Genomic DNA, 24,446 nt, shown 5'->3' with positions numbered 1-24,446 from the left:
CCTTACGGTGCGAAGGAGCGGTGGCCGGTGAAGAACCCCAGGCCGTACTCCGGGGTCTCAAACTTTACGGTGGTGCCCTTCGGGAAGAACAGCACGTCGCGCTCCTTTGCGTGCGTCACTTCGCCCGTTGACTCGTCGGTGAGGATGAACTCACCGGCTACGACGACCTTCATTTCGTCATAGGTGTAGGTGTAGACCAGGGGTTCGGAAGCCTTCAGCTCGAAGAAGCCGGCGCTCATGACCGACCCCTCAGGGTTGTGGAGCGAGTCACCGATCGCGGCAACCGTTCCAGGCTCGTTCATGGAGGGCAGACCGACGTAGCCGCCTTCTACCTTGTGGATGGATCCGGCCTTGCTGAGTGTTCCTACGAGGGTTTCCATGGGTCTCTCCTGTGTGGATAGTGGTGAAATGATTCGTCAGAACTGTTCGTCTTTGTCAGAACTGTTCGTCTTCGGGTGCATTTGAAAACTGCGCTGATGGTCACCTCAAACCCGGCTAGAACTCCGGGAGGGGATCTGCAAATCCGGCATCCTCTGCTTCCAGGATGGCCAGCCGAGCTCCGCTCCGAGGTCTGCTGGTGTGATGCCGATCACGCATCTTCGTCCCAAAAGCAAACCTACTCCTCGTAATTCATCTAGTCCAGCCTTTTTTATATAAATCTGTGCGATGAGTCACTATTACGTCGCAGCCAACCGGGTTCATGCGGTAAGCCCGCAGTTGCGGACGGCTGCGAGGGAACAGCTGCCTGGCCGGGGGATGGGTCAATGGCTGAGGGCGGCTAAAAGCTCCGGTTGGGGAAGTATCCGTTGGGCGGCCGTGAGGGCGGTACCCGGGCAACGCAGGCGGAAGGCAGGAAGGCGAGGCCGTTTCCCTAACGGCCTCGCCTTCCTGTCCTTGTCACGTCAGATCATTGCGGGCTGGAAGCGTTCTCCAGATCCGCGGCATCATGATTTAGCGCGCGAGCCGTGGCCGCTTTGTGGTTCGCGCGCCTCGTTTCATTCTGGGAATAGAACCATATGGGTATGTACAGTGCCAGTACGATGAAGCCGACCCAGGTCGGGGTCCAGCCGATCTCCAGGCTGTTCAGGTAGACCACGCCGACCAGGCACAGGGGCAGATTGAACAGGCCAAAGAGCATGGCGACGTTTTTCCAGCCTCTGGGTGCCTTGAAGGGCCGTTCCAGGGCGGCGAAGGCAGGGTGCTTCTTGGCCCTGACATAGGCGAACAGGCTGATGCCGTTTGCGCAGGTGTAGCCAATGGCTGATGCCGCGACGATTGCCGCAGGGTTGCCCATGAAGATCAGCACCAGGTTGAAGGCTCCGATGACCAGCATGGCAATGAACGGAGTGCCGTGGCGATTCGTTTTGCCCAGGGACCTTGGGAGGTTGCCTTCGACCGCCATGGAGTGCATGGCGCGGGAGGAGCCCAGATAGGCCGTTTGGATGATCAGAACCATTGCGGCGATCAGCATGATGATGGTGATCATGGAACCGGCTTCGCCGAAGACGGCGTGGGCCACCGGAATCAGGGGCGAGACAGGCTGGTCCAGTACGCCGTCAACGCCGAGCACGCCGATAACTGCAGCCTGCACCAGTACGAACGAGAAGAAGCAGATGATGCCGCAGGCAAAGAGCGCTTTGGAGACGTCTTTGGCTGGATTCTTGTATTCCGGGCCGTAGATGGCTGCCGTTTCCCACGCGCAGGCGCTCCACTGCGCGATCGCAAAGATACCCAGGAGAATCAGGATGTGGTGCATGTCCCAGGACCAGTCGGCGGGCAGCCAACTGCCTGTGATGTTGGTCAGCTCAACGTGTCCGGTGGCAAAGGGCGCCACGGTCAGGACAATCAGCGGTATCAGGGAAAACGCAGCCAGGATGTAACCCAGGGTGGCGCCGTCCTTGAGGCCGAACCAGTTGACCACGAACAACCCCCCGAAAATGACCACGCCTGTCATAAGGGCGAGCTGATTCTCGGTAAACATTTCGCCCAGCACGGGAAAGAGTCCGTGCAGGTAGCTGCCGACCAGGATGGAGAAGATCGCCAGTACGGGGGTCCAGGCGAACCAATAGCTCCATGCGCTAAAGCCTCCGATCAGCTTGCTCTTGTCGTACTTGCCCTGATAGTTCTCGGTGCGAAATACGTGCTGCGCAAAGCCCGGAAGGCCGGAAGCCTTGGGGAATGTGGTGGCCATTTCAGCGTACGCGGCGTTCTGAAAGAAGCCCTGAATGACCGACAGTCCCCAAATAAGGATTGCGGCGGCCGACAAGTACATCGGAAGGTAGCCCAAGGAGGGCAAAATCAGCAGGGGTACACCCAGCGCAATGGCCAGGCCCTGCTTCCAGTCAATCGACCTTTCCAGGCCGTCGCCCCCATCCATACGATTTTCGCTCATAACAATCTCCCTTAAACAACGTAAAAGTTGTCAGATTCTTGTCCAGGTCCTGCGTAATTGGCAGGCCGGCTGAGGAAGCTCTTCCCGAATACGACACCTTCGTCCGGTTCCGCTGCTGGTTCAGGTGTGGTTCGACAGTGAACTACCTGAAAGCAAAACCGATATCGGTGAATCCCTCTCCAAGCTCGGGAGCCGGCTGTTTAGCGCCGGATTCTTCGAGCTGAAGGCTTCCGAGCCTGCAGCGCACCCCACGCGTCAGGCCCTCCTGTGAAACAGATCACTTCGAAGATTACTCCTTAAAGCTGCAACGCAATAGCTTTTTTTCGATCAATGTGTCGCTGTCCCGGATCCACTGCCGTGATGGGGGGTGCCACCCTGGGCCGACATTTTTCACTCAGCCGGGTGGCCGGCGTCGGGCTTCCGGTGGCGAAAACTAGCCGGAATTGCGGCAGTGGTGCGGTAGCCTAAGTGGCAGTCGCCCTTACGCAATTCGGCTCCTTGCCCGCCCGTGCACGGGTGCCCCAAAAAAGTTGCAACACTGAATGTTTTCTATCAGTTCGCGCGGCAGCAACGCGGCCGCCTTGGTGGAGGACGTTACGGCGATGCGGTGTAGATCAACGAGAGTCCCAGGTGCGGAACATCCAGTGCCATACGCTGCTGCTGCGGAGATCCGGATTTGATCCGCTCGCCAACCAGGTACATCCCCGAGTTGCCGAGAATGACGCGGTTACTGGCGTTGACCAGCGCGGCATCGCCCGGGATGCCGCGCAAGTGCGGCATGATAAGGGGCTCCAGGTCCTTGAGCCGGATGTCGCATCCCACGACCCCCGTGAAGGTTCCGTGGACTGAAAAAGGTGCAGTGAACGTCAGAATGTATTCCTCGAAGCCGAGATAGTCGATGTACGGGCCCCAGAGGGTCTGTTCACCGGTGGAGGCGGCCGTCGAGAAATAGGGCAGCTTCTCATAGTCGTAGAACCGGTTGCTGCCCGGAGTCAGGTCAAAATCCAGCCTGCCGACTGCACCGGAACTCTTGCGGGACCACCATTCCAGGGCCCGGCCGCCCTCCTCAACCGATTCATGGGCGAAGAACGTCCCGGCGCCTACGGCGAAAGAGTTCTTTGCCAGGAACTCCTGTGAGAGTTTGTCCAGCCCGGCCAAGGCAGCCTTATCGACCTTGGACTTGCCGACGAGATTTCGTTCAAGCAGCGACGCAACGTTTCTGGAAAGTTCCTCGATCTCTGTGGAGACGCCGTTGGTCCACGAAGTGAGGGCCTTGGCAGCATGGACGACTTCAGTGTCGGGCTTCATTGGGTTCCTGAATTGATTGGCTGTAACCGAGGGTCAGTTTCGTGTCGATGAGGTGAAAAATATTCCGCCTGATGTGCTCAAGTGCCAGCTTCTGGGCCCTTTCGGGTTGGTCTTGGGCCACTGCCCGGACCAACTCCAAGTGTTCTGCGGTTGCCGTTTCGGGGTCAAGTGGTACGCCGAGGGGGGCCCACAGCTGTTGAACTGACTCTTCCTGAAGCCGGATTTCGGCGTTGGCCAGCCTCGGTGACTGCGCTGATACTGCCAGCTCGATATGGAAACGGCTGTCGGCAGATGCGCGGACTTCAGGGGTCCTGGCCAGAACCAGTGCACGCGCAAGTTCCTGGAGGCGCTCGAAGTCGTGTGCTTCCGCGCGTTCGCATGCCAGCCGGATTGTTGTGGCGGCTATGGCCGAATGTTCGTCGCCGATGTCGCGTATTTCAGAGATGGACGTCGACAGGAACCACTCCCGGATGGCGTCGGTCTGGCTCTGGGGCTGGCGGACGACAAAGGATCCTCCGCTCCGGCCTCTGCGCGTCTCAACGATGCCCCGCTCCCGCAGCGCGCCTAACGCCTCGCGAAGGGTCGCGCCGCCGACCCCGAACATCTCAGAGAGAGCCGCTTCAGGGGGCAAACGTTCACCCACCTTGAGCAGCCCGAGTGAGATCGCCGTGGAAATCCTGTCGACAATCGCATCGGCCCGCTCGATCTCGGGCAGGGACCGATATATCTGCGACTCGAAGGGGGTCGGCGAGGACAAAAGTCTGCGCTCCGGAGATGGGCTACGGGTTGGGGCTAATACTACAGTCCGGGAGTACTTAAGGGCCTTTGATGTGCCGGAGAGCCTTTTGCCTTCCCCCCCGCTCTACCCGTTATAGGCCGGCTACCAATCCTTAAGGGTAGTCAGAACCGTCAGAAAACAGTGTTACCCCTGCCCGTTCGCTTCGCAATCATGGATATCAACCAGCACGCATCCACTCGGCCGACACCGGCCGATGGCCGAATCGAAGGGAACAATCGTGAATCCGACAGCAACCGCGACGAGCACTGTGTACAGCACCACAGACGACATTGTCCGCAACCTGTCCCTCGTCAGGGACGAGATCGCGGCCACGGCGGCCAAAATCGATGAACAGCAGGTAGCCAGCCTGGCGCGCCACATCAGTCTGACAGGCCGAATTTTCGTTGCCGGAGCTGGCCGCAGCGGCCTGGTCCTGCGCATGGCCGCGATGAGGCTGATGCACTTGGGCCTGAACGTCCACGTCGCCGGCGACACGACTACGCCCGCCATCGCCTCCGGCGACCTGCTCCTGGTAGCCTCCGGATCGGGAACCACCTCTGGAGTGGTCAAGGCAGCGGAAACCGCAGCGAAGGCCGGAGCGCGGATTGCCGCGTTCACCACCAACCCGGATTCACCGCTCGCCGGCCTTGCCGACGCAGTGGTGGTCATTCCCGCCGCCCAGAAGACCGACCACGGCACCAGCGTTTCCCGCCAGTACGCCGGGTCCCTCTTCGAGCAGGTACTTTTCGTTGCCACCGAGGCCATCTTCCAGTCCCTCTGGGACAACGACGCCCAGCCGGCGGAGGAGCTGTGGCTGCGCCACGCCAACCTCGAGTAAGCGCAAACCCCGGGGTACCGGGGCCTTCAGTTCCTCAACCAACGTTTTCCACACTCAATTGCAGTTCCCTACAGAAAGAAACAAAACATCATGAAGCTCCAAGTTGCCATTGACCTCCTGACCACCGAAGCTGCCCTCGAGCTGGCCGGCAAGGTTGCCGAGCACGTTGACATCATCGAACTGGGCACCCCGCTGATCAAGGCCGAAGGCCTGTCCGTCATCACCGCGGTGAAGAACGCCCATCCGGACAAGGTTGTCTTCGCTGACCTGAAGACCATGGACGCCGGTGAGCTCGAGGCCGACATCGCGTTCAAGGCCGGCGCCGACCTGGTGACCGTGCTCGGTGCCGCCGATGACTCCACCATTGCCGGTGCGGTCAAGGCAGCCCAGGCCCACAACAAGGGCGTCGTCGTTGACCTCATCGGCATCGAGGACAAGGTCACCCGGGCCAAGGAAGTCCGCGCCCTGGGTGCGAAGTTCGTCGAGATGCACGCCGGCCTGGACGAGCAGGCCAAGCCGGGCTTTGACCTGAACGGTCTGCTCCGCGCCGGCGCCGAGGCCCGCGTTCCGTTCTCCGTGGCCGGCGGCGTGAAGCTCGCCACCATCGGTGACGTGCAGAAGGCCGGCGCCGATGTCGCCGTCGCCGGCGGCGCCATCTACGGTGCAGCCGACCCCGCATTGGCCGCGAAGGAACTCCGCGCAGCCATCGTCTAGGTCGCCGATTGACGGTGGCGTCCCGCGCCCTTGCGGCCGCGGGACGCCACCGACGGAGTAAGACCCATCTACGGAGTCAACAGAGCACACCCCGAGGATGAGGGGTTTGCATATTGGGGGACCCTGATCCCTGGGAAGGAAACTGTTCATCATGTCTGCTCAGGCCGCCGAGTACGTGGAAATTCTCGTTAATGATCCTGTCCGGCTTTACGAGTTGCTCGACGATGCAGAAGCCTTGCTCCGCCGGGCGCCCCAGCGGTTTGCCGGGATTCTGGTCACCCGCCATGATCCGGGCCGGTACACGCTCACACTTAGCGACACCGTTCCCTTTGGGGAGACTCGTGAGCTAGTTCTCTCGTGACCGTCAGTCGACGGCGCACTGCCTGTCGAAAGTTAGAAGGCAACAATGTCTGTTACTTATCCTGATTCGAGTGTGAGGTCCGGGCAGAATCCGCTCCGGGACCCGCGCGACCGCCGGCTGTCCAGGGTGGCGGGCCCATCGTCCTTGGTGCTCTTTGGCGTAACCGGAGACCTGGCACGCAAGAAACTCTTGCCCGCCGTCTATGACCTCGCAAACCGGGGACTCCTGCCGCCGAGCTTTGCGCTGGTGGGCTTCGGCCGGCAGAACCGGACGAATGAGGACCTCACGGCCGCGATCAAGGAGTCCGTCCAGGCATATTCCCGTACGCCGTTTTCCGAGGCGGTATGGAACCAGCTCTCCGAGGGCATCCGCTACCTCCAGGGTGATTTCGACGACGACGCCGCCTTTGGGCGGCTTTCCGACACCCTGGCCGAACTGGACGAGCAGCGCGGTACACGGGGCAACCACGCGTTCTACTTGTCCATCCCACCGAAGGCCTTTGAACTGGTCTGCCGGCAGCTCTCGAAGCACGGCCTGGCGCAGGCCGAGGGCGAGACATGGCGGCGGGTGGTCATTGAAAAGCCGTTTGGCCACGACCTCGAATCAGCAAGGCAGCTCAACAACATTGTTGAGTCGGTTTTCCCGGCCGATTCCGTGTTCCGCATTGACCATTACCTCGGCAAAGAGACGGTCCAGAACATCCTGGCCCTGCGCTTCGTCAACCAGCTCTTCGAACCGCTCTGGAACGCCAAGTATGTGGACCACGTCCAGATCACCATGGCCGAAGACATCGGCACCGGCGGCCGCGCGGGGTATTACGACGGCGTGGGTGCAGCCCGCGATGTCATCCAGAACCACCTGCTGCAGCTGCTCGCCCTGACAGCAATGGAGGAACCCATCTCCTTTAATGCCGCTGACCTGCGTGCCGAGAAGGAAAAGGTTCTCGCCGCGGTCCAGCTCCCGGATGACCTGTCCACGCATTCCGCACGCGGGCAGTTCACCGGCGGCTGGCAGGGTGGCGAGCAGGTCCAGGGATACCTCGAAGAAGAGGGCATCCCGGCGGACTCGACCACCGAAACGTATGCCGCGATCCGCGTGGACATCAACACCCGCCGCTGGAACGGCGTTCCGTTCTACCTGCGGGCCGGCAAGCGGCTCGGACGCCGCGTCACCGAGATCGCGGTGGTCTTCAAGCGGGCACCGAACCTGCTCTTCCGCGACCACAGCGACGACGATTTCGGGCAGAACGCGGTAGTCATCCGGGTCCAGCCCGACGAGGGCGCCACCATCCGGTTCGGCTCCAAGGTCCCCGGCACCCAGATGGAAGTCCGGGACGTGACCATGGACTTCGGCTACGGGCACTCGTTCACCGAGTCCAGCCCCGAAGCGTATGAACGGCTGATCCTGGACGTGCTCCTCGGCGAGCCACCACTGTTTCCTCGCCACCAGGAGGTGGAACTGTCCTGGAAAATCCTGGACCCGTTCGAGAAGTACTGGGCATCCCTGCCTAACCAGCCCGAGCCCTACGCGCCCGGAAGCTGGGGGCCTGCCTCGGCTGACGAGCTGCTCACCCGCGACGGACGCACCTGGAGAAGGCCATGATTGTAGATCTCCCCAACACCACCACCTCTGCCGTTGCCAAGAAGATCCAGTCCCTGCGCGCGCAGGGCGGCGTGATCGCCCTTGGCCGCGTCCTGACCCTGGTGGTCATCACAAAGTCAGGACTGGAAGAGGAAGCCATCGAGGCGGCCAATGAGGCCAGCCGCGAGCACCCCTGCCGGATCATCGTGCTGGCCGCCGGTTCGCCGGAGGAACCCGCCCGCCTGGACGCCCAGCTCCGGGTCGGCGGCGACGCGGGCGCGTCGGAGGTCATCGTGCTGCGCGGCTTCGGTGAACTCGCCGAGGAAAGCGAGTCCCTCGTCGCCGCGCTGCTCCTGCCCGACGCCCCGATCGTGGCCTGGTGGCCGAACGGGGCACCGGCGAATGCCAGCCAAACCTCCATTGGACGGATTGCACACCGCCGGATCACGGACTCAGCCAATGCGGCGGACCCGCGGTGGGCGCTGGAGAACATCCGGAACACCTATACGGCAGGCGATACCGACCTGGCTTGGACGCGGCTGACGAACTGGCGCATAAAGCTCGCTGCTGTTCTGGACCAGGCCGACGACACCCCGATTACCGCCGTCACCGTCGAGGGAGCCTCAGACTCGCCCAGCACCATCCTGCTCGCGGCGTGGCTCACGCAGGCTCTGGACGTGCCGGTCAGCATCCTCGCGGACGCCCCCGGCACCGGAATCCGGGGCGCCCAGCTGATCAAGACGTCCGGCAGCATCCGGCTGTTCCGGCCCGGGCACACGGTCGCCGAACTCACCCAGCCCGGCCAGCCCGCGCAACGGATCTCCCTTCCGCGGCGCAGCCTCCGCGACTGCCTCGCAGAGGAACTCCGCCGGCTCGACCCCGACGAAGTCTTCGGTGAAACGGTTCGTGGCCTGGCCGTTTCCGGGACGTATCAAGAAGGCCGTTACGGGTCGGGCAGCCCTGAGCTGGATTCATTTGTCCCGGAGCGCATCACCATTGACGAGGCCGTCGGCAACATGGCGGTGTCCGCATGAGCGTTAAGATCGAGAACCTCGTCACCTCCGGGACGTTTTCGCTGGACGGCGGGACCTGGGATGTGGAGAACAACGTCTGGATCGTGGGCAACGATGAGGAATGCGTGGTCATTGATTCCCCGCACGACGCCGCCGCGATCATCAACGCCGTGGCCGGCCGGAAGGTGAAGGCGGTCCTGCTCACGCACGCGCACAACGACCACATCGGTGCCGCCCGCGAACTCGCCCGGGCCGTGGGTGCCCCGGTGTGGCTGAACCCGGAGGACCAGGTCCTCTGGGAGCAGGTTTACCCCGGCACCACCCCCGATAAGGCGATCAAGGACGGGGACGAGTTCGGCGTCGCCGGCGCCACGCTCAAGGCGATCCACACCCCGGGCCACTCACCCGGCTCCACCTGCTTCCACCTCGAAGATGAGGGGACCGTGTTCACCGGCGACACCCTGTTCAACGGCGGACCCGGCGCCACGGGGCGTTCCTACAGCGACTACCCCACCATCCTGACCTCCATCCGCGAACGGCTCCTCACCCTCCCCGCGGACACCATCGTCAGGACCGGACACGGCGAGAACACCACCATCGCCGCCGAACGCGAAACCCTCGCCAAAATCCCCGAGTAAAAGGAACCCGTAAGAGGAAGCAATCCATATACATAAGGCGCGCCAGGAATGCCTGGCGCGCCTTCGGCGTGATCAGAACAGGAATGGTGCCAGCCGCGAGGTCAGTTCGCGGGCCGCTTCGGCGTGCTCGCGGGTTGCGGTGAATCGCTCCGCTGGACTGGACAGGCACAGGGCTGCGCCGGCCACCCCGTTAGGCAGTCGTACGGGAAGCGCCAGGCTGGCGGAGCCTTGTTCCAGTTCGTTGATTTCCGAAGCTTCCCCTTTGAGCCTTATGTCCGCGAGCTCTTCCTCCAGCTGGGCACTGTTCGTGATGGTGTGTGATGTCAGCTTTACCAGCGGCCCCTTCGGGAGCGGGGAGGTTGAATCGCCGAGTTCAGCAAGCATCAGCTTTCCTGCGGCCGAAGCGTGCGGATACCGGAGCATTTCGAAAGCAGAGTGGAGCGGATAATCCGGGTCCTCGTCGGCGACTCTGAGGGAAGCGCTCCGGAACATGAAGAGGTGCACAGCGAAACGGTTCCCGCCGCGGAATTCCTGAATGAGGGCGCGGGCTGCGGTTGGAACGGTTGGGGGAGTCGCGGCCGTAATCAGTCCTGTAATCGCCTGACCGAGCGCAAACCCGCGGAGGTCGGAGGTACGGACCAGATATTCGTCCGCGACAAGCGAATTCAAAATCCGGTACGCGGTTGCCTGGGGCATCTGCAGGGCATCCGTGACCTCTTTGGCCGTTGTCCCGGTGCCGAACCGGGCAACGATTTCCAGGATCCTGAGCGGGTTTGAGGTTGTGCTGGGTCCGGAATGTGTGGGCCTGTAGGTCATGGGGTGGCCCTGCCATTAAAGAGGTCCAATTCCCGGGTTTCGTCGTAGATGCCGACGGACGCCAGGCGCCCGGGTAACCGGAGGCGGAGGAAGGTGGCGTACATGACGCTGGCGAGGAGAACACCGGCATAGACGAGGGTTTGCAGGCTGCCTGTGCGGATCGATGCCGCCGCGGCTGTCCAGAAGACCGCTCCGAGGGCCACGGAGGTCACGGCTCCCAGGATCCAGCTGGAGTAGGTACTCTCGCCTATACGGCGCAGGAAGAAGGGCATGGACGCACTGGCAAGGATATAGGAGCCAAGGTATCCGTATGCGCCCAGCGTGAAGAGGTTCACGAGGCCCCGTTCCGGGCTGGCGCCGAAGATGACGATGGCGATGGGAACGACGGCAACTACCGGCATCACGACCATGATTGCCATTGAGGGAGTCCGAAAGACGGGATGGGTCCGGCCGACTATTCGCGGCGCCACCCCTTCCCTGCCCATGCAGAAAAATATCCGGGCAAGGGCGTTCACGGATGCGATCGCGCAGCCAAACCAGGATGCTGCGATTCCCAGGTCGAGTACGGCAGCGGACACCGGGGAGGACTGGGAAAACAGGTCAGACAACGGCGTGGAGCTGGCTGCAATGCTAAGCGGCGCCTCCTTGAGTGCTGCATCCTGGGCGGTCACGGCAAGAAGGCACAGCACTCCCATCAGGATGGGGGTCCATGTGATGGCCCGCGGGACGGTGATGAAGGGCCTGTGCGCCTCACCGCCCAGCGTGGTCGGGCTTTCGAAGCCAACGAAGGCGCTTACGGCCACGACGATTCCGAGTGGTAAGGAATCGAAGTCTCCGTTCCAGGCAAACACACTCCCGAGATTGGCGCTTGGCGCGTTGAACGCGAAGTAGACGATCATGAGGACGGCGAGGACACCGATTGAAATGGATTCCAGCAACACCGTGAACCAGGCCGATACCCGGATCCCCCTCACCATGAGGAAACAGGCCGCGGCCGCGGCGGCGATGATGACCGGCACGGTGAAGGCCTTGGAGTCCGCGACGGGAACCCCGAGATTACTGAATAGCTGGCCAACGTACACGCCAACAAGCAACAGGCTGGCCATGGCGACGAGTGCATAACCGAACATGGCCGACCAGCCGGCGGTTATTGCCGTCCGCTGGCCCAGTCCCTTGGCCGTGTAGCTGTAAAGGCCGCTGACGGCGGCCATGCGCTGGGCCATCGGTCTTAGCGAGAACGAAACCAGGACCATCACCGCCATTGCGGCGCCGAATGTCACCACAAGGTTCGGTCCGTTGGATCCAAAGACGAGTCCCGGAAAGACAAGAGCCGGAATGACGGACATGGCACCCGCAGGTGCCACGCCGGCAACTGCCTGCGCAAAGACAGGCAGGAAGGAAAGTCTCCGGCGGCGAAGACCCTCCACAGGCGAGCGGGGAGTGATGAAGCGATCATCGCGAGCAGACACTGGTACCAACTTTCCCTCGGACAGGCACGTGTGCCTTGCTCACGAGGGGACGCAAGTCATCGGGCCCACGGTGCAGAACATTAGCATTCCCGGGGCCTCCGGGGACAGCCTCGGCCGTATTTCCGAATGTTTCCAACATGTTAACTGGAGTGGGAATTTGTGGCCCCGAATTTCTCACGTAAATCTTTATGAATTCCTCGCCTAAATGAATTCCCTGACGTAGTTTTGCTTGTGAAAGGAACGCAGGTGACCGGAATCACACCGCTCATCTGCACCAGGGATGAACGGTGCTGACGACGACGAACAGTACTGAGAATCCGTGGACCTTTGTGTCTGTTGGTCCCAACACCACTTACCGGGCCGGACACGAGTTCCAGGCCGCGTGTGGGTCAGCAACCACCATGACTACCCCTCGGCTTTTCAAGGCCCGTTTCCGGGGCGCGCTTCGGCTCCGAGGCCATAGGCGTCCTCATCCTTTTCTAAGGACTCATTAAGGAGTTAGGCATGACTGTCGATATTGATACTTCAGCTGTTGTTGGGGTTTCGCACCCGTTGGATCCGTTGTCGCGGGAGGAGATTTCGCGTGCGGTGGGGGTTTTGAAGGAGGGCCCTGCTGCGGGGGAGTCGTTCCGTTTTATCAGTGTTGAGTTGCGTGAGCCGTCCAAGGAGGATCTGCGTGCCGGTGTGCAGGTGGCGCGTGAGGCGGATGCTGTTTTGGTGGACCGTGCCGCGGGGCGTGCGTTCGAGGCGGTCGTGAACCTGGAGGCCGGCACGGTGGACCGGTGGGTCCAGTTGGCGGAGAATGTTCAGCCGCCGTTCATGCTCGATGAGTTCGCCGAGTGTGAGGAGGCGTGCCGGAAGGATCCGAACGTGATTGCGGCTTTGGCGAAGCGGGGCCTGACGGACCTGGACCTGGTGTGCTTCGAGCCGTGGTCGGTGGGGTATTTCGGTGAGGACGCCGAGGGCCGGCGGCTGATGCGTGCCCTGGTCTTCGTCCGGGACGAGCCCGATGACAGCCCGTACGCGCACCCGATCGAGAACTTCATCGTCTTCTATGACCTGAACGCCGGTGAGGTCGTCAGGCTCGAGGATGACCAGGCGATCCCGGTCCCGGCCGCGCGGGGCAATTACCTGCCCAAGTACGTCGGCCCGGCCCGCACGGATCTGAAGCCGATCGAGATCACCCAGCCCGAGGGCGCCTCGTTCCAGGTGACCGGGAACCATGTGCAGTGGGCCGACTGGTCCTTCCGGGTCGGGTTCACCCCGCGTGAAGGCCTGGTCCTGCACCAGCTGAAGTTCCGTGACCAGGGCGTGGAGCGCCCGGTGATCAACCGTGCCTCGCTCTCGGAAATGGTCGTCCCGTACGGTGACACCGCCCCGGTCCAGGCGAAGAAGAACGCGTTCGATTCCGGTGAGTACAACATCGGCAACATGGCCAACTCCCTGACCCTGGGCTGTGACTGCCTGGGCGAGATCAAGTACTTCGACGGCAACAGCGTCGATTCCCACGGCAACCCGTGGACGATCGAGAACGCGATCTGCATGCACGAGGAAGACGACTCGATCCTGTGGAAGCACTTCGACTTCCGCGAGGGCACCGCCGAAACCCGCCGGAACCGCAAGCTCGTGATCTCCTTCATCGCCACGGTCGCGAACTACGAGTACGCCTTCTACTGGCACCTGTTCCTGGACGGGTCCATCGAGTTCCTGGTCAAGGCCACCGGCATCCTCTCCACCGCCGGCCAGCAGCCCGGGCAGAAGAGCCCGTACGGCCAGTCACTGAACAACGACGGGCTCTACGCCCCGATCCACCAGCACATGTTCAACGTCCGGATGGACTTTGAAATCGACGGGGTCAACAACGCCGTCTACGAAGTGGACATGGAATACCCCGAGCACAACCCGACCCACACCGCGTTCAAGGCCGTGGACCGGCTCCTGGAAACCGAGAAGGCAGCGATCCGCAAAACCGACCCGGCCAAACACCGCTTCTGGAAGATCGCCAACCACGAGTCCAGGAACATCGTGGATGAACCCGTCGCCTACCGGCTGATCCCCACCGACGGGATCCAGCTCGCCGCCGGGGACGAGTCCTACGTCTCCAAACGCGCCCAGTTCGCCCGGAACAACCTCTGGGTCACCGCCTACGACCGGACCGAACGTTTCGCCGCCGGCGAATACCCCAACCAGTCCACCGGCGCCGATGACGGCCTGCACATCTGGACCCAAAAAGACCGGAACATCGTCGATCAGGACCTCGTGGTCTGGTACACCTTCGGCATGCACCACGTCGTCCGCCTCGAAGACTGGCCCGTCATGCCCCGCCAAAACATCGGCTTCATGCTCGAACCCCACGGCTTCTTCAACCAAAACCCCACCCTGAACCTCCCCACCGAAACCCGCACCACCAACAGCGGACACTGCAGCATGGGGGCCGGGAAATGAGCCGGCAACAAGTTCCAGCAAGCTCCAGTACCGTCACGACCGGTTCCCGGTCGGGGAAGCTGAAGGCCAACACCCTGGGGCTGTGGGATGTAGTGTTCATGGCGGTCGCGACGTCCGCACCCATCACGGTGATGAGCGGTAACGTCCCGATTTCGGTTGGATTCGGTGTCGGCACCGGAACGCCGGCAACGTATATCTGGGCAACGCTGATCCTGTCCATCTTTGCGATCGCGTACGTCACGATGGCGCGCTACGTGACCTCGACGGCCGCGTTCTACGGCTTCATCTCCCGCGGTCTGGGGCGCGTGCTCGGCCTCGGAACCGGTTTCATGGTGACCTTCGGCTACATCGTTTTTGAAGCCAGCATCATCGGAATATTCTCGTACTTTGGCCATCTGGCCTTCAAGGACCAGTTGGGCATGGACATCCATTGGGTAGTCTTCGCCGTGGTTGGCCTGTTGACCATCGGCTTCCTGACCTTCTTTGAGATCAGCATGGCAGCGAAAATCCTGACGCTGCTGTTGTTCACGGAGATTGCGATCCTGGCCATCATGGCCTTCGGCGTCCTGTTCCAAGGTGGAGGCCCCGATGGGCTGATGCCGGAGACATTGAACCCGGCCATTGCGTTCTCGCCAAACGGACTGCAGTCCGCCGCGCCGGGGCTGGCCATGTTCATCGCGTTCTGGTCCTGGACAGGCTTCGAGTCGACGGTGATGTACGGGGAGGAATCCAAGAACCCGAAGAAGATTATCCCGATCGCCACGATGATCGCGGTCACGGGCGTCGGCGTCTTCTACACCTTTGTCTCCTGGATGTCCGTCGCGGGCAACGGCGCGCAGGGGGCTATCGCCCTGGCGCAAAGCGCCAACCCCCTGGACATGTTCTTCCACCCCACTGATGTCTTTGTCGGCCACGGCTGGGTCCTGGTCATGGAATGGCTGATGATGACCGGATCCTTCGCCTGCGCCATGGCCTTCCACAACGCAGCCTCGCGCTACATGTATTCCCTCGGACGCGAGGGCATCCTGCCGGGCATCCTTGGCAGGACCCACAAGAAACACGGATCGCCGCACATCGCGTCATTCCTCCAGACGGGTATCGCCATCCTGTGGATCCTCGGGTTCTGGTTCTTCAATAAGGACCCCTACCTGGATGTTTTCGCCCTTCTGGCGATCCTTGGGACATTCATGCTCGTGATTGTGCAGACCGTAACCATGGCGGCAGTGTTCAACTACTTCCGCAAGCACCATCCGGAAGAAAGCTTCTGGCGTACCAAGGTCGCCCCCATTGTTGGTGGGGCGGGTATGTTCGCCGTTGTTATCCTGATGTTCCTGAACCTGGACACGGCTGCCGGACCTGCATCGTCGTCCCTGCTGTTCAAGCTCATCCCCTACATTGCCGCCGGGCTGTTCCTCACGGGGGCAGGTCTGGCGCTCTACTTCCGGAAAACTGATCCGCTCAAGTACGAAACCATCGGCCACGTCGTTCTTGCCGACGACGGCCACGGCCCGGTCCTGGACGAGGAAGATCCGGAACCGTTGCACCCGATCGATCTCGACGACGTCAGGGACATGGAGCGCCAGCACGCCACCGGCGACCTGGACCTGGAACTCGACGAACTGGAGCGCGAGAAAAAGCTGGAGCTGGAGAAGGAATAGCCCCAGCAGCCGGTCCCCGATGGTGCCCACGGGCGGCATCGGGGACCAGCCCTGTCCGCGCCAAAGCTACCCAAAAACTTCGGTCCCCGGTGCTGTCGGCACCCGCACCGGGGACCGAACCCAAACCTATAATCCGCGCCATAATCCACTCCAGTAGGGCGTGAGCAAAGCCAAACCCCAGCAAAGCCAAAACTACGACGGCGGCACCCACCAGGGCGCCGCCGTTTCGCGTGCTGTTGTGTTTCCGAATGTTTCCAACATGTTAACTGGAGTGGGAATTTACGGTCCCAAATTTCTCACGTAAATCTATATAAATAACTTTCATAAACGAATTCCCTGCCGTAGTTTTGCTTGTGAAAGGAACGCGGGTGACTGGTATCACACCTACTCATTCCGCACCGGAGATGAACAGATCTGCCAAGGACGAACAGTTCTGAGAATCCAAGGGACCCTTTTCTGCCTATCGCCCCCACCGGCAATACCACCAGGCTTCCGGGCCGTAGGCGTCCTCTTCCTGTCAAGGGACTTATTTAGGAGTAGAAGCATGACTGTCGATATTGATACTTCAGCTGTTGTTGGGGTTTCGCACCCGTTGGATCCGTTGTCGCGGGAGGAGATTTCGCGTGCGGTGGGGGTTTTGAAGGAGGGCCCTGCTGCGGGGGAGTCGTTCCGTTTTATCAGTGTTGAGTTGCGTGAGCCGTCCAAGGAGGATCTGCGTGCCGGTGTGCAGGTGGCGCGTGAGGCGGATGCTGTTTTGGTGGACCGTGCCGCGGGGCGTGCGTTCGAGGCGGTCGTGAACCTGGAGGCCGGCACGGTGGACCGGTGGGTCCAGTTGGCGGAGAATGTTCAGCCGCCGTTCATGCTCGATGAGTTCGCCGAGTGTGAGGAGGCGTGCCGGAAGGATCCGAACGTGATTGCGGCTTTGGCGAAGCGGGGCCTGACGGATCTGGACCTGGTGTGCTTCGAGCCGTGGTCGGTGGGGTATTTCGGTGAGGACGCCGAGGGCCGGCGGCTGATGCGTGCCCTGGTCTTCGTCCGGGACGAGCCCGATGACAGCCCGTACGCGCACCCGATCGAGAACTTCATCGTCTTCTATGACCTGAACGCCGGTGAGGTCGTCAGGCTCGAGGATGACCAGGCGATCCCGGTCCCGGCCGCGCGGGGCAATTACCTGCCCAAGTACGTCGGCCCGGCCCGCACGGATCTGAAGCCGATCGAGATCACCCAGCCCGAGGGCGCCTCGTTCCAGGTGACCGGGAACCATGTGCAGTGGGCCGACTGGTCCTTCCGGGTCGGGTTCACCCCGCGTGAAGGCCTGGTCCTGCACCAGCTGAAGTTCCGTGACCAGGGCGTGGAGCGCCCGGTGATCAACCGTGCCTCGCTCTCGGAAATGGTCGTCCCGTACGGTGACACCGCCCCGGTCCAGGCGAAGAAGAACGCGTTCGATTCCGGTGAGTACAACATCGGCAACATGGCCAACTCCCTGACCCTGGGCTGTGACTGCCTGGGCGAGATCAAGTACTTCGACGGCAACAGCGTCGATTCCCACGGCAACCCGTGGACGATCGAGAACGCGATCTGCATGCACGAGGAAGACGACTCGATCCTGTGGAAGCACTTCGACTTCCGCGAGGGCACCGCCGAAACCCGCCGGAACCGCAAGCTCGTGATCTCCTTCATCGCCACGGTCGCGAACTACGAGTACGCCTTCTACTGGCACCTGTTCCTGGACGGGTCCATCGAGTTCCTGGTCAAGGCCACCGGCATCCTCTCCACCGCCGGCCAGCAGCCCGGGCAGAAGAGCCCGTACGGCCAGTCACTGAACAACGACGGGCTCTACGCCCCGATCCACCAGCACATGTTCAACGTCCGGATGGACTTTGAAATCGACGGGCCGAACAACGCCGTCTACGAAGTCGACATGGAATACCCCGAGCACAACCCGACCCACACCGCGTTCAAGGCCGTGGACCGGCTCCTGGAAACCGAGAAGGCAGCGATCCGCAAAACCGACCCGGCCAAACACCGCTTCTGGAAGATCGCCAACCACGAGTCCAGGAACATCGTGGACGAACCCGTCGCCTACCGGCTGATCCCCACCGACGGGATCCAGCTCGCCGCCGGGGACGAGTCCTACGTCTCCAAACGCGCCCAGTTCGCCCGGAACAACCTCTGGGTCACCGCCTACGACCGGACCGAACGCTTCGCCGCCGGCGAATACCCCAACCAGTCCACCGGCGCCGATGACGGCCTGCACATCTGGACCCAAAAAGACCGGAACATCGTCGATCAGGACCTCGTGGTCTGGTACACCTTCGGCATGCACCACGTCGTCCGCCTCGAAGACTGGCCCGTCATGCCCCGCCAAAACATCGGCTTCATGCTCGAACCCCACGGCTTCTTCAACCAAAACCCCACCCTGAACCTCCCCACCGAAACCCGCACCACCAACAGCGGACACTGCTCCACCGGCAACAACCACTAAACAGCCCAGGCGTTCTGTGAACAGCGCAGGCGTTCGGTGAAGTAGCAGCCGGAGAAAAACCAGCACCAACACCCGGTCCCCGATGCTGCCCACGGGCGGCATCGGGGACCTACCCCTTTCCCCACCCAAAACATCCCCACACCAAATCCCAACCCAGTAGGGCGTGATCCGCGTGTTCCATATCCCCGCACTAACCTGGACCCTCACCGCCGTCCTGCTCGCCGGCGGCGCCTGCCAGCTCTGGCAGGCCTACAGGTCAGCCCACCTCACCGACCGGATCAACAACACCCTCCACGCCCTCATGAACACCCTGATGGCAGCCATGCTCTGGAACCTCGCCCCCACCACCCTCCTCGCCCAGATCGGCCTGCTCGCCGGCGCCGCACTCTGGTTCACCATCCAGGCCGTCGCCCGACCCGAATACAAACTCCTCTGCGCCGGCACCCAGGGCAGAATCAAATGCGCCTACCACGCCCTCACCATGGCCGCCGCAGCCCTCATGATCACCACCATGACCCACCCCGGCCCGGACAACGGAACCACCCCCGCCGCCGGAACACCCATAACCATGCCCATGGACCACGCCCACCACGCCATGACCACCACACCCCACACCCCGGCAACACCACCAGGAACGGCAACAGCGCTCGGCCACACACCAGGGATCCTGCTCACCCTCCTCTTCGCAACCGCCGCCGCAACCTTCCTCATCCTGCTCCTCCGCAACCGCACAACACCCACCCACCACACAGGAACACACCAACCCCCCACCCGCACCCAACACGCCCTCGAAGCCCTCGGCGCCACCACCATGGCCCTCATGTTCGCCACCACATAACCCAGCACCGCATAACCAGCCCAGCCAGAAGCCAGCACGGGACTGTCTGAATAACGGTGTGTGGGGTCCGGCCTGATCCGAAAGGAGACGGCCGTGTCAGAGTCCACGACCGAGATGACAGGGGTGATGATCGATCCTGTGACGGGAGAGATCATCGATCAGAAGGAGCTTGCCGAGCGGTTGCTCGCGCAGGCCAAGGAGCAGGGCGTGAGCCTGGTAGGCCCGGGCGGGCTGTTGAACCAGCTCACGAGGAATGTGCTGGAGACCGCGCTGGAAGCGGAACTGACCGAGCACCTCGGGCACGAGCATGGCCAGACGCCGATCGCAGCCAACATGCGCAACGGCACCAGGTCCAAGACCGTGCTGACCGAGATCGGCCCGGTCGAGATTGAGGTGCCCCGGGATCGGGACGGCTCGTTCGAGCCGGTGATCGTGCCCAAGCGAAAGCGGCGTCTGGACGGGATCGACCAGATCGTCCTCTCGCTGTCCGCCCGGGGGCTGACCACCGGGGAAATCGCCGCGCACTTCGAGGAGATCTACGGGGCCAAGGTCTCCAAAGACACCATCAGCCGCATCACGGAGAAGGTCGCCGGAGAACTGGCCGAATGGTCGGCCCGACCTTTGGACCCGGTCTATCCGGTGCTCTTCGTTGACGCGGTCGTGGTCAAGGTCCGTGACGGGCAGGTGCGCAACACCCCGTTCTACGTCGTCATGGGCGTCACCGTGAACGGGGAGCGGGAGATCCTGGGCATCTGGGCCGGCGACGGCGGCGAGGGTGCCCGGTTCTGGCTGCAGGTATTCTCCGAGCTGAAGAACCGGGGCGTGGAAGATGTGTTGATCGCTGTCTGCGACGGGCTCAAGGGCCTGCCGGAGGCGATCACGACCACGTGGGAGCGAACGGTGGTGCAGCAGTGCATCGTGCACCTGATCCGCAACAGCTTCCGCTACGCCGGACGCCAGCACCGCGACGGCATCGTCAAGGCGCTCAAGCCGGTCTACACGGCCCCGTCCGAGCAAGCGGCGAAGGACCGGTTCGCTGAGTTCACGGCCGAGTGGGGTCAGCGATATCCGGCAATCGTCCGGCTCTGGGAGTCCTCCTGGGCGGAGTTCGTGCCCTTCCTGGAGTACGACGTGGAGATCAGGCGGGTGATCTGCACGACGAACGCGATCGAGTCGATCAACGCCCGCTACCGGCGGGCCGTCAGGGCCCGCGGGCACTTTCCAAACGAGGCCGCTGCCCTGAAATGCCTGTATCTGGTCACCAGGTCTCTTGATCCCACCGGCGGCGGTCGGGCACGCTGGGTGATGAGGTGGAAGCCTGCACTAAACGCGTTCGCGATCACCTTCGCCGGCCGGTTCGAAAGAACCACTCACTAATGAAACCGGCCGGATCCACACACCGTTTATCTGACAGACCCGCCAGCACGCGCTAAACGACAAACGGCGGCACCCATCAGGGTGCCGCCGTTTCGCGTGCTGCCGGGTTTCTAAGCCGTCACCGGAGCCCGTGGCTGTGTGCCAGCGCGATGGCCTCGGTGCGTGAGCCGACGTCGAGCTTCTTGAAGAGGTTCCGCACATGGAACTTGACCGTGTTCTCGCTGATGCCCATCGCGGCGGCGATGGTGCGGTTGCGGTTTCCGGCGGCGAGGTGCTGGAGCACCTCGAGTTCCCGGGCGGCAAGGTTCCATCCGGCGACGTCCCCGGCCGGACGTGTGGGTAGGTCGAGGGGTAGGGAGACGAAGACGTCCGCACCCCAGCCTGGCATGACGTCCATCCGCAGCTGTCCCGTGAGCGCCTGGACCCGGCGGTCCAGCCGGCTGATGCTCGGCGCGTCGGCCGCAAGTGCACCGCGGCCGTCGTCGCGCACGTTGATCAGCAGGTTTTCGCCGTCGCAGTCCCATTGCGTCCGGATTCTGCTGACATCAGGTTGCTCCATCATGGCCAGCACAAGTCCGCGGACGACTGCCCTTGCTGCGTGGGCAACTTCGCCGGGCAGGGCCCGTCCATTCAGCGGCGGCTCAATGAACTCGGCCTCGATTCCGCTGTAGCCGGTGAGCGGACGCAGGTCCTCGCGCAGGCGTTCAAAGGCCTTGGCAACGGGCTCTTCCACCAGGTCGGTCGTGCGGTCGCTGAGGGTCCGGAGCCGGACCAATGCCTTGGCGGTGAGGTCGGTGACGGTGGTGCGGGCTACCGCGTTGTCCATCGAGGAGGAACGCAGCGCCGCCAGGAGGGTTTCCAGGGTGGTGGAGTGCAGGTCGGTCAGTTCTGCCGTCACGCGGATACGCTCGGCTGAAGCCGCCCGGGATTCCAGCAGGTACGACGGCGGCGCATCGGCCACCTTCTCCTGGATCCGCCGGGCAGCAAGGCCCCACAGATATTTCACCAGGTCCAGCCCGGCGTTATCCCCGGCATCGGATGGCTGAGGATCCGTGAGGACGAGGAGGGCCTGGCTGGAGGCGTGTTTCAGGGCGAGTGCGGGCCGGGACTTGCCCGCCAGCTCGGCGTCGCCGAACCAGGGAGTCTCATCCGAAAGGGTGGCACGGAGCGTGTCAAGCTCGGCGATGGAAACCCGGGAAATAATTTCCTCCGCGCCGGCCTTCTTCTGCGGCCGCCCTGTGCAGTCCTCGGTGAAGATGACCAGCGCGCTGCTTCCCATGTAGGGAAGCGTGGCATCACGCAGCCGCTCCGCTATCTGCAGCAGTGGGGCATCGGCAACTGCTGCCACGGAATGCAGCAGCGGCCACGGCAGGTCTGTAAGGGGCTTATTGGACGCCTTCGTTGGCTGGTCGGTGGCTGCGCTCATTTCGACAGTCTAGCGGCTACCCAGTCCGAAAGTGTAGTAAAAACCGTCAGAAAACAGTGTTACTCCTACCCATTAGTTTCGGAAGTATAGGTGTCAACCGGAAAGCATCCGTACGGCCGCTATAGGCCGACGACGAATCAAAGGGGATTAATTGTGAATCCGACAGCAACCGCGACGCCTATCGCAGACAACGCCACAACACTTGACTGGACGTCCGAGGACCAGAGTGCGGTGGACACCCTCCGGGTTTTGGCTGCCGATGCCGTCGAGAAGGTCGGCAACGGCCACCCGGGCACCGCGATGAGCCTGGCGCCGGCCGCGTACCTTTTGTTCCAGAAGCTGATGCGCCACGACCCCCGTGACCCGGAATGGATCGGCCGTGACCGCTTCATCCTGTCACCGGGGCACTCCTCCCTGACGCTGTACAGCCAGCTGTTCTTCTCCGGCTACGGCCTGGAACTGAAGGACCTTCAGGCGCTGCGCACATGGGACGCGCTGACCCCCGGACACCCGGAATACAAGCACACCCCGGGCGTTGAGATCACCACCGGCCCGCTGGGCCAGGGCCTGGCCTCCTCGGTCGGCTTCGCATACTCGCAGCGCCGCCTGCGCGGCCTGTTCGACGCCGATGCTCCCGCCGGCGAGAGCCCGTTCGACCACACCATCTGGGTCATCGCGTCCGACGGCGACATCCAGGAAGGTGTTACCTCTGAGGCTTCCTCCCTGGCCGGGCACCAGGAGCTGGGCAACCTCGTGGTCATCTACGATGAGAACCACATTTCCATCGAGGACGATACCGACATCGCCTTCACCGAGGACGTCCTGAAGCGCTACGAAGCCTATGGCTGGCACACCCAGCGCGTTGACTGGACCGAATCGGGCGAGTACGTCGAAGACGTCCAGGAGCTCTACTCCGCGCTCCTGGCTGCGAAGGCCGAGACCTCCAGGCCGTCCATCATCTCGCTGCGCACCATCATCGGCTACCCGGCCCCCAAGAAGCAGAACACCGGCAAGATCCACGGTTCGGCACTCGGCGCCGACGAGGTCGCGGCCCTGAAGGAGGTGCTGGGCTTCGACCCGGAAAAGTCCTTCGAGGTGGACGCGGACGTGCTGGCCCACGCCCGGCGCGTGGTGGACCGCGGCGCCGCTGCCCGCAAGGAATGGGAAGAGTCCTTCTCTGCTTGGCAGTCCGCCAACCCTGAGGGCGCTGCCCTGCTGGAGCGCGTCGAAGCGCGCCAGCTTCCCGCCGGGCTCGAGGCTGCACTGCCGGTCTTCGAAGCCGGCAAGGATGTTTCCACCCGTGCCGCCTCCGGCAAGGTCCTGAACGCCATCGGCCCGGTCATGCCGGAACTCTGGGGCGGCTCTGCCGACCTCGCCGAGTCGAACAACACCACCATCGAGGGCTCGCCGTCGTTCATCCCTGCCTCGCGCTCCACTGAAGCGTGGAAGGGCAACCCGTACGGCCGCGTCCTGCACTTCGGTATCCGTGAGCACGCCGCAGCCTCGATCGTGAACGGCATCAGCCTGCACGGCAAGACCCGCGCATTCTCCGGCACGTTCCTGATCTTCAGCGACTACCAGAAGCCGGCCATCCGCCTCGGCGCCCTCATGGGCGTGCCGTCCCTGTATGTCTGGACGCACGACTCCATCGGCCTGGGCGAGGACGGCCCGACGCACCAGCCGGTGGAGCAGCTCGCCTCGCTGCGTGCGATCGTCGGCCTCGACGTCGTCCGTCCGGGCGATGCCAATGAGGTCGCGGCAGCGTGGAAGACCATGCTGGAAAACCACGAGAACCCGGCCGGCATTGTCCTGACCCGCCAGAACATCCCCACCTACGAGCGTGGCGAGGGCGCGGCCGAGGGTGACACCTTCGGTTCGACTGCTGGCGTTGCCAAGGGCGGCTACGTGCTGGCCGAGGCGTCCAAGGACGGCAAGACCGCGAACGCGCAGGTCATCCTGATCGGCACCGGCTCCGAAGTCCAACTCGCCGTCCAGGCCCGCGAAGCACTCCAGGCCGAAGGCATCGCCACCCGCGTGGTCTCCATGCCGTGCGTGGAGTGGTTCAACAAGCAGGACGCCGCCTACCGCGAGGCAGTCCTGCCCGCAGCGGTCAAGGCCCGCGTGTCCGTCGAAGCAGGACTTGCCCTTGGCTGGAAGGAATTCGTCGGCGACGCCGGCCGCTCCGTCAGCCTCGAGCACTACGGCGCCTCGGCAGACTACAAGCGCCTCTTCCAGGAATTCGGCATCACCGCGGAAGCAGTCGCCGCCGCCGCCAAGGACTCTCTCGCCGCCGCAGCCAACTAACTTTG

At 62.8% G+C, this 24,446-nt stretch carries 19 protein-coding genes; 12 read left to right on the top strand and 7 right to left on the bottom strand.

Annotation, left to right across the window (positions count from 1 at the left end; translation table 11 throughout):
• Positions 1-2 precede the first annotated feature (2 nt).
• The 4 genes from ABIE00_RS22870 to ABIE00_RS22855 all read right to left on the bottom strand — a co-directional run bounded on the left by ABIE00_RS22870 (position 3) and on the right by ABIE00_RS22855 (position 4,457).
• Entirely contained in the window at positions 3-380 is a 378-nt protein-coding gene (locus ABIE00_RS22870) for a cupin domain-containing protein (RefSeq protein ID WP_331568627.1), read from the bottom strand.
• 527 nt (positions 381-907) lie between these two features.
• Entirely contained in the window at positions 908-2,392 is a 1,485-nt protein-coding gene (locus tag ABIE00_RS22865) for an APC family permease (protein ID WP_354262914.1), read from the bottom strand.
• A 594-nt stretch (positions 2,393-2,986) separates the two neighbouring features.
• Positions 2,987-3,700, bottom strand: coding sequence for a cache domain-containing protein (locus ABIE00_RS22860; RefSeq protein ID WP_354262913.1), 714 nt, complete (start codon positions 3,698-3,700; stop codon positions 2,987-2,989).
• The gene (locus tag ABIE00_RS22855; RefSeq protein ID WP_331568633.1) at positions 3,684-4,457 is read right to left on the bottom strand and encodes a FadR/GntR family transcriptional regulator; all 774 of its coding nucleotides are present in this window, start codon (positions 4,455-4,457) and stop codon (positions 3,684-3,686) included. Before ABIE00_RS22855 ends, ABIE00_RS22860 begins: the two co-directional genes overlap by 17 nt.
• A 259-nt stretch (positions 4,458-4,716) precedes the next feature.
• Between ABIE00_RS22855 and hxlB the strand changes: the two genes are divergently transcribed.
• The 6 genes from hxlB to ABIE00_RS22825 all read left to right on the top strand — a co-directional run bounded on the left by hxlB (position 4,717) and on the right by ABIE00_RS22825 (position 9,623).
• Complete coding sequence (gene hxlB, locus ABIE00_RS22850) at positions 4,717-5,316, top strand: 6-phospho-3-hexuloisomerase (protein WP_354262910.1); 600 nt, start codon at positions 4,717-4,719, stop codon at positions 5,314-5,316.
• A gap of 90 nt (positions 5,317-5,406) precedes the next feature.
• Positions 5,407-6,030: a 3-hexulose-6-phosphate synthase gene (hxlA, locus tag ABIE00_RS22845; protein WP_354255865.1), complete on the top strand. Its 624-nt coding sequence runs from the start codon at positions 5,407-5,409 to the stop codon at positions 6,028-6,030.
• 151 nt (positions 6,031-6,181) lie between these two features.
• On the top strand, positions 6,182-6,391 hold the full coding sequence (locus ABIE00_RS22840; protein ID WP_354262908.1) for a hypothetical protein: 210 nt from the start codon (positions 6,182-6,184) through the stop codon (positions 6,389-6,391).
• A 45-nt stretch (positions 6,392-6,436) separates the two neighbouring features.
• Positions 6,437-7,993 carry a glucose-6-phosphate dehydrogenase gene (gene zwf, locus ABIE00_RS22835; RefSeq protein ID WP_354262906.1) on the top strand — a complete coding sequence of 519 codons (1,557 nt, stop codon included), beginning with the start codon at positions 6,437-6,439 and terminating at the stop codon, positions 7,991-7,993.
• Positions 7,990-9,006 (top strand): glucose-6-phosphate dehydrogenase assembly protein OpcA, encoded by a 1,017-nt coding sequence (locus ABIE00_RS22830; RefSeq protein WP_354262905.1) that lies wholly within the window; start codon positions 7,990-7,992, stop codon positions 9,004-9,006. Before zwf ends, ABIE00_RS22830 begins: the two co-directional genes overlap by 4 nt.
• A complete protein-coding gene (locus ABIE00_RS22825; RefSeq protein ID WP_354262904.1) occupies positions 9,003-9,623 on the top strand; it encodes an MBL fold metallo-hydrolase in 621 nt (206 codons plus the stop codon). Before ABIE00_RS22830 ends, ABIE00_RS22825 begins: the two co-directional genes overlap by 4 nt.
• Before the next feature lie 72 nt (positions 9,624-9,695).
• Here the strand turns inward: ABIE00_RS22825 and ABIE00_RS22820 are convergent, their stop codons facing one another.
• On the bottom strand, positions 9,696-10,439 hold the full coding sequence (locus ABIE00_RS22820) for an IclR family transcriptional regulator (protein ID WP_354262903.1): 744 nt from the start codon (positions 10,437-10,439) through the stop codon (positions 9,696-9,698).
• On the bottom strand, positions 10,436-11,908 hold the full coding sequence (locus ABIE00_RS22815) for an APC family permease (RefSeq protein ID WP_354262902.1): 1,473 nt from the start codon (positions 11,906-11,908) through the stop codon (positions 10,436-10,438). The genes ABIE00_RS22820 and ABIE00_RS22815 overlap by 4 nt, the downstream gene beginning before the upstream one ends.
• A 504-nt stretch (positions 11,909-12,412) precedes the next feature.
• Here ABIE00_RS22815 and ABIE00_RS22810 point away from each other — a divergent pair.
• The 5 genes from ABIE00_RS22810 (at position 12,413) to ABIE00_RS22790 (ending at position 20,711) form a co-directional block, all read left to right on the top strand.
• Positions 12,413-14,353: a primary-amine oxidase gene (locus tag ABIE00_RS22810; RefSeq protein ID WP_354262901.1), complete on the top strand. Its 1,941-nt coding sequence runs from the start codon at positions 12,413-12,415 to the stop codon at positions 14,351-14,353.
• Positions 14,350-16,011, top strand: coding sequence for an APC family permease (locus tag ABIE00_RS22805; RefSeq protein ID WP_354262900.1), 1,662 nt, complete (start codon positions 14,350-14,352; stop codon positions 16,009-16,011). Before ABIE00_RS22810 ends, ABIE00_RS22805 begins: the two co-directional genes overlap by 4 nt.
• A 544-nt stretch (positions 16,012-16,555) precedes the next feature.
• Positions 16,556-18,496, top strand: a complete 1,941-nt coding sequence (locus tag ABIE00_RS22800) for a primary-amine oxidase (protein ID WP_354262899.1) — start codon at positions 16,556-16,558, stop codon at positions 18,494-18,496.
• A 172-nt stretch (positions 18,497-18,668) separates the two neighbouring features.
• A complete protein-coding gene (locus ABIE00_RS22795; protein WP_354262898.1) occupies positions 18,669-19,334 on the top strand; it encodes a DUF5134 domain-containing protein in 666 nt (221 codons plus the stop codon).
• 126 nt (positions 19,335-19,460) lie between these two features.
• Positions 19,461-20,711: an IS256 family transposase gene (locus ABIE00_RS22790; protein WP_354263269.1), complete on the top strand. Its 1,251-nt coding sequence runs from the start codon at positions 19,461-19,463 to the stop codon at positions 20,709-20,711.
• Positions 20,712-20,829: 118 nt separating this feature from the next.
• Here ABIE00_RS22790 and ABIE00_RS22785 read toward each other — a convergent pair whose 3' ends face one another.
• A complete protein-coding gene (locus ABIE00_RS22785) occupies positions 20,830-22,137 on the bottom strand; it encodes a helix-turn-helix transcriptional regulator (RefSeq protein WP_354262897.1) in 1,308 nt (435 codons plus the stop codon).
• 153 nt (positions 22,138-22,290) lie between these two features.
• Here ABIE00_RS22785 and tkt point away from each other — a divergent pair, with 153 nt between their 5' ends.
• The gene (tkt, locus tag ABIE00_RS22780; protein WP_502914259.1) at positions 22,291-24,441 is read left to right on the top strand and encodes a transketolase; all 2,151 of its coding nucleotides are present in this window, start codon (positions 22,291-22,293) and stop codon (positions 24,439-24,441) included.
• Positions 24,442-24,446 lie beyond the last annotated feature (5 nt).

The organism is Arthrobacter sp. OAP107 (genome assembly GCF_040546765.1).
Taxonomy (GTDB): domain Bacteria; phylum Actinomycetota; class Actinomycetes; order Actinomycetales; family Micrococcaceae; genus Arthrobacter.
The sequence above is the reverse complement of the archived record's forward strand: the minus strand, read 5'-3'. Positions and strand labels throughout refer to the sequence as shown.